This is a genomic window from Flavobacterium sp. Arc2 (assembly GCF_041431385.1).
Classification (GTDB): domain Bacteria; phylum Bacteroidota; class Bacteroidia; order Flavobacteriales; family Flavobacteriaceae; genus Flavobacterium.
In genome coordinates this window covers 213,595-230,220 of the sequence record NZ_JASMRH010000003.1, presented here as the reverse complement: position 1 = coordinate 230,220, position 16,626 = coordinate 213,595, and the positions used below count along the sequence as shown (strand labels likewise).

The window sequence follows — 16,626 nt, the reverse complement described above, 5'->3', positions numbered from 1 at the left end:
CGAAAATTTTTGAGCTTTTGAGTTAGCTCAAATTTTCAGAATAACTTTTTAACTTACACACTTTATGAGATGGTACCTATTTTTAATTACTTTAATGCTACTGCTTCATCGAATGGTATTTTTATCGGGTCCAACTCCTCAGCTTGGACAATAATAAATAATAGATTTTATCAAACAGCAACACGAACTTCAACTGCTGCATCATTAACACACCGAGCTATAAATATTTTTACCGCTTCGGGAATAAATTATGCCGTAAATAATAATGTTATAGGATATGCTAATTCGTCTAGTTCAGGAAGTACGACTTATTCAGGTTCGAGTACTTCGTATAGAGGAATTGAAATGACTGTTGGAACAACGGGGACTTCAGATGTACAAGGAAATACGATTAGTAATATCAATTTTTCGACAACAATAGGAACTACTACAGCAGCAGGAATTTTTTCAGGAATTTCTGTTTTGGCTGGTACTGTAAATATTGGTTCCACAACTGGAAACACCATTGGTTCCACAACCGGAAATGATGCTATTCAGGTTTCATCTACCGCTTCCTTAGGATTAATTAACGGAATTTATGCTAGTTCGGTCGGTACGGTGGTTATTAGCAATAATAAAATTGGTGGGTTCAGTACAAGTGGGGCAGCTACGATTGGCTATACATTTAATGGAATCTATACAGTGGGTACTCTTGGGAATTTTGCCATTTCTAATAATAATGTAGGTAGCACTAGCACAACCAATTCTATCAGTATTGGTGACAGTTCGCCTACTACAGCTGTTTGTATATTACGTGGAATATTTAATGCGGCAACGGGAGTCATATCGCTAACTGGCAATACCATTCAAAATTGTACCGTGTATGGAACAGCTGCATCAGCATTAAATGGTATTCTTAATAGTGCGGGTTCTGGAATACTTGATTTTACAAATAATAGTGTGATTTCATGTTCTAATAGTGGAACTGGTATTTTTGTAGGGATGACAAATTCTGCAGCTGTTTCGGTATTGAATTTAAATAATAATATAGTTCGAAATTTATTTAAATCGGCTGCATCAGGTACTTTTACAGCCTTGTCGAATACGGGAGCTGTACTTTCTTCTATTTCTATTAATGGAAACCAGTTGGGGAATGATTCAGGTGGATTAATTACCTATTCAGCAGCCAATTCCGTTGCTCTGTTGGGGATAAGCAATACGAGTGGAACTACCAATTGTGATCTTTCAATTCAAAATAATGATATAAGAGGGATAACACATACTGTTATAGGGACCAATGCACATACCTATATAATCAACTCATTTGCTACCTTATCACAAAACATCAGTGGTAATACTTTTACTAACCTGAATGTGAATACCACGGGGAGTGTAATTTTTATTAGTAACAATGTGGCGCTATCTTCGACGGGTACACAAAATGTTAGTGATAATATAATAGTTGGAACCTTTGCAAAAGGTGGATCAGCAACTGCAAGTACAGTTACTTTGTTTACCAGTGCAGGAACACATTCTGCGGGTTCAATTGTTAATCAATTGAATAATGATTTCTCTAACATCACGGTGACACTAAATACAATAATAGCCGGTTGGAGTAGTACCGGTGCCGGAAATGCAACCCAAACTATCACCGGAAATACTTTTAGCAATTGGACTGGTGGTACGGCCGCAATTACTGTTATGAGTATCAATGGATTTGGAGGAACCTCTTTCGTTTCAAATAATACTATTTCAACTATATCGGGACAAGCGGCAATTACAGGTTTGGTTATTGGAGCAGCAGGAACAGCTACGCAGCTTACGGTTGCTACAAATACAATTAATACATTAACTTCTTCTGGAACAGGAGGATTGGTTACAGGATTGTCTAGTGCTAATATTTCACCAGTTGTCAATATCGATTTTAATACTATTAATGGACTTGCCTCGTCATTAAGTATTGCCACTGCTTCGGTTCATGGGGTATTAGTCACGGCTGCTACGTCTACAAATATTACAAACAATACTATTTATTCATTGTCGGCTTCGGGAACAACAATTCCCATTATCAATGGTATTTCGGCTGCTACTGTAAATTCGATTACTATAGAGAGTAATACTATTTATGGCGTTTCAACGGCAGGCTTGACCGTTTCGGGTTATACTTTTAATGGTATTTTAACATCAGGTGCAGGAGGTAGTATCACTGTTGATAGCAATACCATTGGTGACGCTACCGCCAATTCAATATCGCTTGGTACCAGCGGTTTTACTACGGGAGTATGTACCTTTAATGGAATTAATAATTCCGCTACAGGAACTATTACAATTATTGACAACACAGTTCAAAATGCAACGCTTAATAGTTCTGGCGCTGCTGTTTTTTCTGGTGTTACCAATAGTAATGGAAGTGGAACTCTAACCGTTACAGGTAATAAAATCCTTAGTGGAACGAATAACGGTTCAGGTGCATTTACAGGTATTATTAGTTCTGCAGCTGTTGCAACAGCCAATATCAATAATAATATTATAAGAAGCCATTTGCGAACATTTGCAGGAGCAGGAGCTTTTACTGCTATTTCAAGTACAGGTGCTATTACAGCGGAATTAAATATTAACGAAAATCAGTTAGGAAACACCGATGGAGGATTAATTAACTACACCGCGGCTAATACAGGATCTTTGACTGGAATAAATGTGACTAATGCAAATGCCAATTGTGTACTTAGTATTCTTTCGAATGATATCAGAGGTATAACTTCTACATCCACTAGTGTACAAGCCCAAACTTATATTATTAACGCAGCAGCAACCCTGTCTCAAAACATTAGCAACAATACCTTCACCAATCTTGATGTAAATACCACGGGTGCCATCATCTTTATAAGTAATAGTGTTGTGTTGTCAAGTGCAGGTAATCAAGATGTTAATAACAATGCAATAGTTGGGAATTTTGTCCGTAATAGCAATTCTGCCAACGGTACGCTTACTTTGTTTACCAGTTTGGCTAGTTCCGTTTCGGGAAGTGTGACCAATAATAACAATAATAATTTTTCGAATATTACGGTAAGCGGTTCTGCTTCTATTTTGGGTTGGGTGAATACAGATGCTGGAAGTGGGACTAAGAATATTCAAAATAACACCTTTAGTAAATGGACAGGCTTAAATTCTCCAACAGGGGCATTTACGGCACTTAACGTGAATATTACAGGAACGACTAATGCTGTTTCCGATAATAAAATTAACACATTAAGTGCTGGGGGTGCGGTAACAGGAATCACTACGGGAGCTGGTAATGATAACATATATTCAAATAGTATTCATACCCTTATTTCAACCGGAACAGCGGCAACAGTAGTAACCGGTATTGCTGTTACAGCAGGTACTACAAAAAATATTTATCGAAATAAAACATACAATTTACAAACAAGCAGCTCTCTTAATACAGGAACTGTAAACGGTATCTTGGTGTCAGGTGCAACATCCGCATTAACCGTTAATATTTATAATAACTTAATAGGTAATTTTACAATTACAGCTACTGGAACTGATATTGTGAGGGGAATTGGTGTGATTTCTACAGGTACATTTTCTAATATTAATGTGTATTATAATACCGTATATTTGGATGGATCCACTACATCAGGTACATCGGGGGTTTACCATACAGGTAGTGCGGTATCAACAACAGCAAAACTAGATTTGCGAAATAACATTATTTATAATAACTCGACTGGATCTGGATTGGCAGTTGCATTTCGTAGGTCAGCAAATTTGCAAAATTATGCTTCTACTTCGAATAACAATTTATTCCTAGGTGCGAATCTCATGAATAATGGTACCGCTTATACCACATTAGCGGCTTTTAAAACAATAGTTTCTCCACGTGATGCCGCTTCGATTTCTGAAGTCCCTGTGTTTTTTAGCACTGTAGGAGCAAATGCTACTTACCTTCATGTTAATGGAGCTACTAAATCTCAAATAGAAAGTGGAGGAACGAATATTTCTGGTTATACCAATGACTTTGATGGTGATATTCGACAAGGGAATACAGGCTATAGCGGCGTGGGAACAGCTCCTGATATGGGAGCCGATGAGTTTAGCGGATTGTCAGATGATCAAAGCGCACCTGCTATTTCGTATACTATTCTTAGCAACAATAGTTGTACCACGGGGCGTACTATTACCGCAACTATTATTGATGGAACTGGAGTTAATACTACTACAGCAAAACCACGTATTTATTATAAGAAATCGACCGATGCCCCCTCGCTTACTGGCTGGAAGTTTGTAGAAGCTAGTAATACAACTAGCCCATTTAGTTTTACGATGGATTATTCATTGATAGGTGGAGCTAGTACCGGAACTACGATTCAATATTTTATAGTTGCCCAAGATGTACTTGCTACTCCTCTTGTTGGAATTAACTCGGGTACTTTTGCTGCAACTCCTGCCAGTGTTGCTTTAACAACAACTGCTTTCCCTATTGGCGGAACTATTAATAGCTATGCTATACAATCAGGATTAAGTACGACTGTTACAGTTGGAACTGGTGGAACTTATACGAGCTTGACAGGTCCATTAGGATTATTTGCAGATCTGAATACAAAAGGACTATCCACAAATATTACAGCCAATATTATCAGTGACCTTACAGAGCCAGGAACAAATAGCTTAAATGAATTGACTTATGGTTGTAGCGACAATTACACCTTAACCATTTCGCCAAGTGGTGGGGTGGCTAGAACTATATCGGGTAGTGTTGCCGCTCCTTTACTCAACTTCAACGGGGCCGATAATGTTATTATTGATGGTTTAAATACGGGTGGTAATTCCTTAATAATTTCAAATACTAGTACGGCAGCTACAGCAGGAACAAGTACCATCCGATTTATAAACGACGCGACCAACAATATCATTCGTAACTGTACTGTTGAAGGTTCTTCTACCTTGATTTCGACAGCGACTATTTTCTTTTCTACGGGAACAACTACAGGAAACGATGACAATATAATTACAGGGTGTGTCATTAAATCCGCAGGTGCGAACTTGCCTTTTAATGCAATTTACTCTGGAGGTAGTTCCTTGTTTATTGATAATAGTGGAGTGTCGATTACCAATAACAGTATACAAGATTACTACAACCCTATCGGAGCCTCGAATGGGATTAATGTGGCTTCGAACAGTTCGGCTTGGACTATTTCAGGAAATAAATTTTTCCAAACAGGAACAAGGACTGCTACAGCAAGTGTTGCTACTCCATTTAACATTCATCGTGCCATCAATATTATTACGGCAAGTGGTGGTGGGTATACTATTAGTACAAATACTATTGGTTATGCTGCTGCAAATGCTACCGGAATTACTACTTATGACGGGAATTTTGCAAACCGGTTTGTAGGGATAGAATTATCTGCCGCTTTAACTCCTGTTTCCTCTATTCAAGGGAATAACATCAACGGAATCTCATTTTCAACCTTAAATGCTACAACATCAGGATCAGGAATTTTTACAGGAATTTCGGTCTTGACTGGAAGTGTCAATGTAGGAACTACAGCTGGGAACACTATTGGTTCGAGCACTGGGAATGATGCTATTCAAATTTCATCAACAGTATCCTTAGGATTAATCAACGGTATATTCGCTACTTCTCTTGGTACAGTGGTTATCAGTAATAATACCATTGGGGCTATTAGCACAAATGCTGCAGCAGATGCTATTGGTTATACCTTTAATGGGGTTTATACTTTTTTAGGTTCTGGTGGGAATTTTTCAGTTTCAAATAATACAATAGGAAGCACAAGTACGACCAACTCTATTAGTATTGGTAGTAGTTCGACTACCGCAATTTGTACAATGCGTGGAATATACAATACAGCGACTGGTGCCATTTCATTAACAGCGAATACAATTCAAAATTGTAGCGTTTATGGAACAGTTGCCTCTGTTTTATATGGTGTTATTAATACTGGTGGTTCAGGAACAGTTGACATTAATACCAATAAAATAATTTCATGTTCAAATACAGGGACTGGTGTTTTTGTGGGAATTACCAATTCTGCAGTAGTTTCCGCAATTAATTTAAATAACAATATAATTCGAAACCTTAGTAAAACTGCCTTGACTGGTGCATTTACGGGTATTTCGAATACTGGTGCAGTTTTTACGTCTATTGCTATTAACGGAAACCAGTTAGGAAATGCATCAGGAGACTTAATTACCTATTCGGCCGCAAATTCAGCCGCTTTTTTAGGAATAAGTAATTCAGCTGGAACCGCTAGTTGTGAAGTCTCTATTCAAAATAATGACATTAGAGGTATCAATCAATCTGTAGTGGGAACAAATGCACATACTTATATAATTAATTCGGCCGCCACCTTGTCACAAAACATTAGTGGAAATACTTTTACCAACCTTAATGCTGGTACAAAAGGGAATATTATATTTATCAGTAACAGTGTGGTTGTTCTTTCAAGTGGTACTCAGAATGTAAACAATAACAGTATTGTAACTGCGTTTACTAAATCTGGAGCTGGAGGAACTGTTACTCTTTTTACTAGCGCTGCAGTTTCTATAGCTGGTGCCGTTATAAATCATACTGGTAATAACTTTTCAAACATTACAATTACTGGAGCTACAGTTTTAACAGGTTGGAATATTACTGGTGCCGGTAACGCCACTCAAACTATTACAGGGAATACCTTTGTCAATTGGACTGGTGGAACATCTGCCATTATTGGAATGACCATCAATGGATTTGGAGGTGCCTCCTCGGTGTCCAATAATACCATTTCTACTATTTCGGGACAAGGAGCCATTACAGGTCTAAACATAGGAGCAGCTGGAACTGCTAGTACGGTTACTGTAGGTGGTAATGCTATCAATACATTAGTTTCTAGTGGAACAGGAGGAATTGTATTGGGGATAGCAAGTGCTAATATTTCACCAGTTACCAACATCAATGGTAATACAGTATTCTCTCTTTCTACAAGTTTGTCGAATGCTGCTACTTCAACTATTACACCATTAGTAGGGATAAATGTTACAGCAGCAACTGCAGCAAATATTACGGCAAATAATGTGTATTCACTTTCAGTTTCAGGTGGTACAACTGGTACTGGAGGGTACATGTTTTACGGTATTTCAACTGCATCTACAGGAACAATAAACATACAGGGAAATACTGTTTATGGGATAAGCACTTCTGGAAATGCGACTGCAAAACATACCTTTAATGGTATTAATACTTCTGGGGTAGGGAATTTCACCATAGCAGATAATACAATAGGAAGTAGTGCTACCAATTCTATAGTAATAGGTGTAAATGGTGTAACAACGGTTGTATGTTCCTTTAATGGAATTTACAATGCGGCTACGGGAAGCATATCAATAACCAATAATACGGTACAAAACGCAACCTTATTTGGTACTGGAGCTTCGGTTTATGCAGGGATTTCGAATGTTGGACTAAGTGGAACAATAAATATTACGGGTAATACTATACTAAGTGGCGCCAATAACAGTACGGGTGCATTTACAGGAATCGTCAATTCTGCAGCTGTTGGTACGGCAAACATTAACAGTAATGTTATTAGAAGTCATAGCCGAACAACAACTACAGGAACTTTTATTGGAATTTCAAGTACAGGAGCAGTTACTACTGCGTTAAATATTAATAGTAATCAATTAGGAAATGCTAGTGGTGGATTAATAACTTATACTGTTGCAAATACAAGTAACTTGATAGGGATAAATGTTACCAATGCTGCTGCCAGTTGTGCATTGAGCATTCAATCCAATGATTTTAGAGGTATAACATCAGCAATAACAAGTGCTCAGCCTCAAACCTATATCAGTAACGCAGCGGTTACTCTATCACAGAATATTAGTAGTAATACCTTGACCAATTTGAATGTAAATACTACGGGTGCTATCACTTTTATTAGTAATAACGTGACAGTTCCCGCTACAGGAAATCAGGATGTTAACAGTAATTCCATCGTTGGAACTTTTGTTCGTAACAGTGCTTCGGCGAGTGGTGAATTGACTTTGTTTAGCAGTTCAACTGCAACTTCGGCAATAGGAAGTGTAATCAACAACAATAACAATAACTTTTCGAATATTACCGTAAGTGGGACTGCTACCATAGCGGGTTGGTTAAATACTGATGCTGGAAATGGTTCTAAAACAATTCAGGGAAATACATTTAGTAATTGGAATGCAGAAACTGGAAAAATAACCGCAATGAATATTAATACAGTAGGAACCAATAATACTATTGCAAATAATGCTATTAATACAATCACTAGTGCAGGGATTATTTACGGAATTACTACTGCTACTGGGAACGACAATATTTTTTCGAATACAATTAACAGATTGATCTCGTCGGGGACTGGTGCCACTATCGTCAACGGAATTGCAATTACTTCGAGTACGACTAAAAATGTGTTTGGAAACACCATTTACAATTTACAAGCTAATAATATCACTACAGGAAGTGCTAGTGGTATAGCAGTGACTGGTGGGGCTATCAACAACATATATAGGAATAAAATTTATGCTATCTCATCTTCAAGTTCTGGAATCACTATCACTGGGTCAGTCAATGGGATTTTAGTTTCGGGCAGTATTAACGATTTAACCAATGTTATTTATAATAATAGAATTGGAGATATTAAAGCTACGGCTGCCAATGTAACCAATCCAGTAAACGGTATTAGTATTGTAAATGCAGGACTTCGTTCTGTTTCTAATGTGTATTTCAATACTATTTATTTAAATGCAACTTCTAGTGGTGCACTTTTCGGTTCCTCGGGAGTTTATCATGCAGCAAGTGCTACTTCTAGTACTGGTTCTTTAAACCTGCGAAACAATATTATTGTCAATGTTTCGACTTCAAACGGGACGGGTAAAACCGCGGCTTATCGACGTTCAGCGGCAAATACACTTCACAATTATGCGTCTACGTCCAACAATAATTTATTTTATGCCGCCAACTTAATGTATGATGGGACCAATTCCTATACTTCAATATCGGCCTATAAAACTATTAGTACTCCACGTGATGCGGCTACAATTTCTGAGATTCCAAATTTTATAAGTACAGTTGGCTCTAGTGCTGATTTTCTTAAAATTGACAATTCAAATATTACTTTTATCGAAAGTGGTGCAGTAGCTATTGCAGGAATAACAACCGATTTTGATAATGAAGTAAGAGCAGGGAACACAGGTTTTGCCGTTCAAACCAATGGTGCAGGAAATGCACCCGATATAGGAGCTGATGAGTTTGATGGAAAATTACCCTATGTAATTGTTTCAAATTCTAATGCTCTAAGTGATGGTAGCTATGCAAAGCTATCACTAGCATTTGCGGCTATTAATGCGAACGACCAAATAGGAAAAAACATTGTAGTAACCTTGATTGGTAATACCAATGAAAGTTCAACCGCAACATTAAATCAGGGAGCATGGACTAGTTTGAAAATGTATCCGACAAAAACCGGATTATCTGTTTCGGGAAGTATTGAGGGATCTCCCCTTATCGATTTGAATGGTGCAGACAACGTTACAATAGATGGAAGGGTAAATCAAACTGGCTCCACCCGAAGCATGAGTATCATAAATAATAGTCCATCAACCAATGCCGGAACATCGACCATAAATTTTAGGAACTCAGCAGAATTTAACACGCTGAAATATATAAATGTTAATGGGTCATCTGGCAGTGCAACCGATGGAGTAATTAAATTTTCTACATCTACTGCAGGTAATGGTAACGACAATAACTTGATTGATAATTGCGCAGTTAGCAGTGTGAATGGAAATCGACCGGTAAATGCTGTTTACTCCCTTGGGTCGGCAGCAAGTGATAATAGTTCGAATACAATAAGTAACAATGCTATTTATGATTTTATCAATAGTAGTACATCTTCAAACGGTATTTATTTAGGGGCTAATTCAACTGTTTGGACAATCTCAACCAATAGTCTTTACGAGACAACCAGTTTTGTGCCTTTAGCTGGGCCTTTAGTTTATACGGCCATCTCGATAAACAATGCAGCTGGAAATAATTTCACTGTTTCAAATAATTATATTGGTGGTAAAGCAGCTTTAAGTGCGGGGGATGCCTGGACAGTTAATGCGAGTACTAATCATAGTTTTAAAGGGATTTATTTAAATGTAGGCACTACAACAGTTAGTAGTATTCAAAATAATACCATTCGAAATTTTAGTTATAATACTACAAGCAGTGCCCCTTGGAGAGCCATTGAGGTTAATTCTGGGGCTGTAAATATAGGGACCACAACGGCAAATGGTATAGGGGCAACAACAGGGGTTGGTTCTATTTCTGTAACGAGCGCTGCTAACGCTCAATCCTATGGGATTTATATAGGTAGTGAAGGAGATATAGCTGTGTCTAAAAACACGATAGGATCAATTTTAGTTATTGGTAATAGTACTAATGTCTCTCATAGTTTCACGGGGATTTATAAAAAATCGGGAATAGCAGGTGCGATGACAGTAAGTTACAATGTCATTGGAAGTACAACAACAACTAATAGTATTTCTGCGACTTCTGCTGCTTCGACTTCTACTGCAGGGCAAAATTTGATTGGGATATTTAATGAATCCTCAGGTTCAAATGCTACTACATATAATACAATAGCCAATCTCCAAAATGGGTATACAGGGAGTCAGGATTCAAGAACATCAGGAATTTATGCAGCGGCAGGTTCCTCTACACTTGTGAAAAACAATATTTATAATTTATCTAGCGCTTCCTTAGGTACTTCAGTAGCTTCTGTAAGTGGAGTTGAAATGAGCGGAACTGCTGCGACAAATACGGTTACTGAAACAGTGATATACAATCTGTCCAATACAAATAGCAGTTTCACGGGATTCATATCAGGAATTAGATTTTCAGGTAGTACTGTTGATAATTTGGTAAACAGAAATTTCATCCGTAGTTTATCGGTGCATGGTAGCTCTGTAAATGCTACTATTTATGGTATTCAAATTATAAACGGTGTAACCACTTACGCTAATAATATTATTAGTTTAGGCGGAAATACGGCTACTACTTTGTATGGGTTTTACAGCAATGGTGGCAGTGGAAATAATACTAAAATCTATTTTAATTCCATTTATCTTAGTGGCACATTAAGTAGTGGAATTACGAACAAATCATATGCTTTTTATGAAGCAGCTGGAGCAGGTACTCGTGATTTGAAAAATAATATTTTTTCGAATTTCAGATCCACTAGCAGCGGTGTAAATTTACATTATGCAATGTTCTTGAATTACGGTGTTTCGACGGGACTGGCACTTGATTATAATATTTATTGGGCGTCAGGTGCTGGAGGAATGTTGGGTTCTTATAATGGTACAAATTCTAATGCAACACCCATTGTTTCTGGACTAGGAGCAAATGGAACAAAAGTAAATCCAAATTTTTCCAATGCAGGAGGTACGCTAGCAACCGACTACAAAGTACGAGAATCAACTGAAGGCGCTACTGGGACTGGAATAATACTAGATTACGCCCAAACTGCTCGTGCAGTACCTCCAAATATTGGAGCTTGGGAGTTTAATTCTAATCGTTGGTTTGGTACAATTAGTACTGACTTTGCTACTTCAGGAAACTGGTCTGCTGGTTCAGTGCCTCTAGATGAAGCTTCAATCGTTTTTGCCGCAGTACCGGTGCGAGATTGTGTGCTTGACCAAAATAGAGTTGTTGGCAATATTGTAAATACACAGTCCTCCTATAAATTTATAATTAACGGAAAACAATTAAACTTACAGGGAGGTCTTTATCTATCAAATGGAGGTCAAATAGATGCAACAACTGCTGGATCAACTGTTGTATTTGAGGGTGATGACTCTCAAACGATTCCAGAGAATGCTTTTGTAAGCAATAGTATTCCTAGTATAATTGTTAATAATTTATTTGGTGTAATTACACAAAGTGATTTAAATATTAGCAGTTCCTTAAACGTGGCAAGCCCCAACCCTTCTGATAGCACTGGAGGGATGGATACCGGTGTAAAAATTATTACATTAGGTTCAGATGCTACAGTAAGTGGTCAAGGTGATGTCACTGGAATCGTTAGTCGCTCAAGCATAGTAGCAAATAAAACGTATACTTTTAATAATAGTAATTCAACAATTATCTTTGAAAACACAGGAACTTTACCTTCCTCAATTAGTGTCAAATTGTCGATTGGAACTTCACCTAATTGGAAAGCAAGTGGTGTTAAACGAATTTATGAAATCATTCAAAGTGGAGCCAACACAACAAGTCCGACTTCAGCAGCGGTAAAATTCGCTTATTTGGATTCTGAAATTAATGGAAATGACGAGAGTAAATTAGTGCTCTTTACGTATAAAAATAGTTCAAGTACATTATCCGAGCAAGGTCGTAGTAGTGCAAATACTACGGATAACTGGATTAGCCTTTCCGGTGTTGATATGACTTTATTTCCTTCTGCTTTTGGAAGTTTAGAAGTTGGGTTTAATAACAATGAAATTGATACGCTAACTTGGAATGGTACAGTAAGTACATCATGGAATACAGTCAAAAACTGGACGCCAAATGGAGCACCATCCGATTTTGTGAACATTATTATTCCAGATGCTTCGTCCACTCCAAAGGCTCCAATAGTACCTCCTGTAACCGCAATAAAATCTTTGAATTTGAAAAATGGAAGTATTTTGAATTCTATTGTAAATGCTCAAATGACACTTTTCGGGGGGTCTAATGTATGGGCAAATGAGGTCGGTGTTTTTAATCCGAGTACAAGTACTGTTTCTTTTATGAGCGAAACTGCAGATATTTCAGGAACCACTAGTTTTTATAATGTCACTATTGATGCTGCCGCAAATTTATTAATGCAGACTGGTAGTACTATGAAAATAGGAGGTGTTATGAATAATGTGGGTGTTTGGCGTACAGCTTGGGATGGAAATCTAACCACAGTAATGTACAACGGCTCGGCGCAAAATGTTGTAATTCCGTATGCATCAACCAATCGATATTCTACATTGATTCTAAGCGGAAGTGGTGTAAAAACGATGCCTGCAGTAGATATGTCTATTTTAGGGGATTTGATTGTAGATGGAACTGCAAGCGTTACCACGTCAAATAATATTGATATCGCAGGTAATTTGACTATTGGTGTCACTGCAATTTTTAATTCAGGTGCTAATACGCATACTTTGGGGGGTAATTTAGTTCATAAAGGAACATTTACTACCACAGGAAGTACTATTGTGATGAACGGTTCGTCTTCCGTTCAAACTATTAGTGGTACAGCAGGTTCAACAGATTTTAATAATCTAGTTTTATTAAATAATAATGGTGTTACTAGCGCCAAAAATTTAATTGTTAATGGTATTCTAGATTTACAAAGTAATAATCCAACAGATTTATTAGGAAGTTTAGATATGGGATCTAATACACTTTCCTTAACTGCCTCGGCGGTTACATCTGGTGTTGGCGATGTGACAGGTATTGTTAAAAGAGCACATGTTTTTGTAACCAACCAAGCGTATACTTTTGGGAATGCTAACGCAAAACTATCTTTTAGCGCTGATGGTACGAAGCCAACCGATGTTAGTATTAAAACAACCATTGGTTCTGCACCTTCATGGAAATCAACGGCTATTAATAGAGTCTATGATATTATTCGAACTGGCGGAACTGGCAATTTTATTGATGTACAGGTTAGTTATCTTGAATCAGAATTAAACGGAATTAATGAAGATGAAATCGTATTCTTTAACGCTACAGGTCTTCCATCTGCAACGGTATACGAACGGGGAATTTCAGTTAGTAATACTAATAGTAATGTAGCAACAATAAAAACACTTGGTGTTGGTTTGTTTGCAACAGCATTTGGTCAAAACCAATTTTCGTTGTCTAATAGTAGTTATCCAAATCTTACATGGAATGGTTCTCAATCTACTGATTGGAATACAAATTCCAACTGGACACCAATTAGTTATCCTTCTAAGTTTTCAAAATTGACAATTCCAAATGTTAGTAGTACACCACAAAGCCCTCTTTTGCCAGCTGTAGCAGAAGCACGTCAATTGATTATTCAAAATGGGGGAGTTTTAAATGCTATTGCTGGATCTCAACTTTCCTTTAAAAACAATAATGGCGATGTAGTATGGCAAAATAGCGGTGGTACATTTAATGCAAGTACGAGTACAATTATTTTTAGTGATTTGAGTCAAAAGATAAGCGGTAGTACTAATTTCTATAATATAACTGTAGCTAGTGGAGCTAGTTTGACGCCACAAGTTAGTAGCAGTATAGGTATTGCTGGAGCATTTACAAATAATGGTATTCTAGACGCAATGACATTTTCTAATACTTTTAATTATAACGGTACAGCTCAAAATGTGATAAATCCGAATGGGACAATTTCAGGGTATTATAATTTGAGTATTAGTGGGTCAAATATAAAGACAATGCCTAGTACAAGCATGAGTGTTTTGGGGAATTTTTCTATTTCTGGAACGGCAAGTGCGACAACAAAAAACCTGCTCAATGTGGGGGGGAATTTGTCTATTGCCACGGGCTCAGTTCTGAATGCTGGAACAAATATTCTTAAAGTAGGTGGTAATTTTAGTAGTAACGGTACTTTCGTAGCTTCAGCGGGTGGTACATTAGAGCTAAATGGAATAACGGCACAAAGTATTGAAGGTACTTCAAATCCATTATCATTAGAGAATCTTACAATTTCTAATATGGGAGGAACAGTTTCTACAACAAGAGACTTGAATCTTAATGGTAATTTTGCCAATTCAGGAATGCTCAATATGAACAGTAATATACTTTCTGTTAGCAATTCGATTACAAACACAGGAACTTTACTCACGGCTGTTCCTGCTGCACAAAGTGCAACACCTTTTCCTTCGGGTAAAAACTGGGGAGGAACTGTTGTTTATAATGTCGATGCTGCACAAAGTGCTGTAGCCGGTAATTATACAAATTTTACCATAAACAATGGAGTAGGAGTAACAGTAACAAGCGCAGCACAAGTAAATGTATCTGGAACTTTATTGATTAATAGTGGTAAAAAAATGATTATTGATGCTGATAATATATTAACTGTTACGGGATCTATTACTAATAATGGTGGAACTAGTGGGCTTGTTTTAAAATCAAATGCTTCTGGAACAGCCTCAGTAATTCACAATACAAATAACGTTGCGGCAACAGTACAACGCTATGTTAGTGGTGCAAAAGAAGATTGGCATTTTCTATCCGCGCCAGTTTCTAATCAAGTGATAGCAGGTTCACCTTGGGTTCCTTCTGGTACTTATGGAAATGGTACAGGATATGATTTGTATATATGGAATGAACCAACTCCTTGTTGGACTTATCAATTAAACACTACCGTTGCGCCCACGTGGCCATCTATTCACTCTTCTTCGAACTTTGTTGCAGGAAGAGGTTATTTGTATTCTACACAAGCACTTAATCCAACTAAAGAATTTGTTGGATTGTTGAATAATGGAAATGTTAGTTTTCCAATTACAAATACCAGTTCTAGCGCTGATGCAGTTGTTAGAGGCTTTAATTTAATTGGTAATCCATATCCTTCTTCAATTGATTGGAAATCAGGAACAGGATGGTTGCGTACTGATTTAGTTGTAAGTGGTGGAGGTTATGATATGTGGATATGGAATCCGGCGTCAAATAATTACGGGGTTTGTAATTCTTCTAGTTCTATAGCAACTAATGGGGTAACACAATATATTCCTCCAACTCAAGGTTATTTTGTAAGAGCCGCAACTAGCGGAAATATTGGTACATCAAATGCGGTACGAGTTAATAACGGTGCAAGTAACTGGTTAAAAATAAAAAATGGTAAGAGTATTAACAATAACTTAAAAGTTAGAATTGCTTCAAATGAAGGTCTGGGATATGATGAGGTTTTTATGCAGTTTGGTTACCCAACAAATGAGGTAGGAGCTTTAAAACTTTTTAGTCGAAATGAATCTGCACCTTCAGCTTACTTAAATGATGCTAATACTGATTTAACCGTTCGATACTTAACGGATACAGACGAAAATTCTCAAGTTCCATTGCGCTTTAAAGCAGGAAAGGATGGGGATTATACTTTGAGTATTGGTAGCGAAAGTGCGTCTTATGATGTTCTATTTCTGGAAGATAAAAAGACAAAGACGATTACTGATTTAAATGTAAATGCAACATACCAATTCAAAGGAGCAATTAAAGATGCTACAGATCGTTTTGTGCTTCACTTTACGCCTATAACTAAGGAAGAAGTAAATTTAGCTGCTGTTATTTTTTATGATGGAAGTGAAATAAATGTTGACTTAACTGCTATAGCAGATCAAACAAATATTAAAATATATGATATGCTGGGGAGGTTGCTTGTTGATAAAAAAGTATCGGGTAAAATGATTCACCGTTTTACAATCAGTCCAAAAAACGAGGTCTATATTGTTTTAGCTAGTAGCAGTGGGAAATCTATAAGTCGTAAAGTTTTGGTTTATTAAAATTATTAATAGGAAATTGAAGGGGAGAAGTAAGAAGCTTAGTAAATTATTTGATTTTTTTAAATAGTACTTTGCAAAAGTGAATTATTATAGTACCTTCGCCGAGGT

1 protein-coding gene is annotated in these 16,626 nt (G+C 37.1%); it reads left to right on the top strand.

Translation table 11 applies throughout. From position 1 onward, the window contains the following. Positions 1-69: 69 nt before the first annotated feature. On the top strand, positions 70-16,518 hold the full coding sequence (locus QO182_RS03305; protein WP_371559914.1) for a beta strand repeat-containing protein: 16,449 nt from the start codon (positions 70-72) through the stop codon (positions 16,516-16,518). Positions 16,519-16,626 lie beyond the last annotated feature (108 nt).

Excerpts from the sequence above, each read along its gene's own strand:
- QO182_RS03305 (WP_371559914.1), top strand. The coding sequence starts at position 70 with ATGGTACCTATTTTTAATTACTTTAATGCTACTGCTTCATCGAATGGT.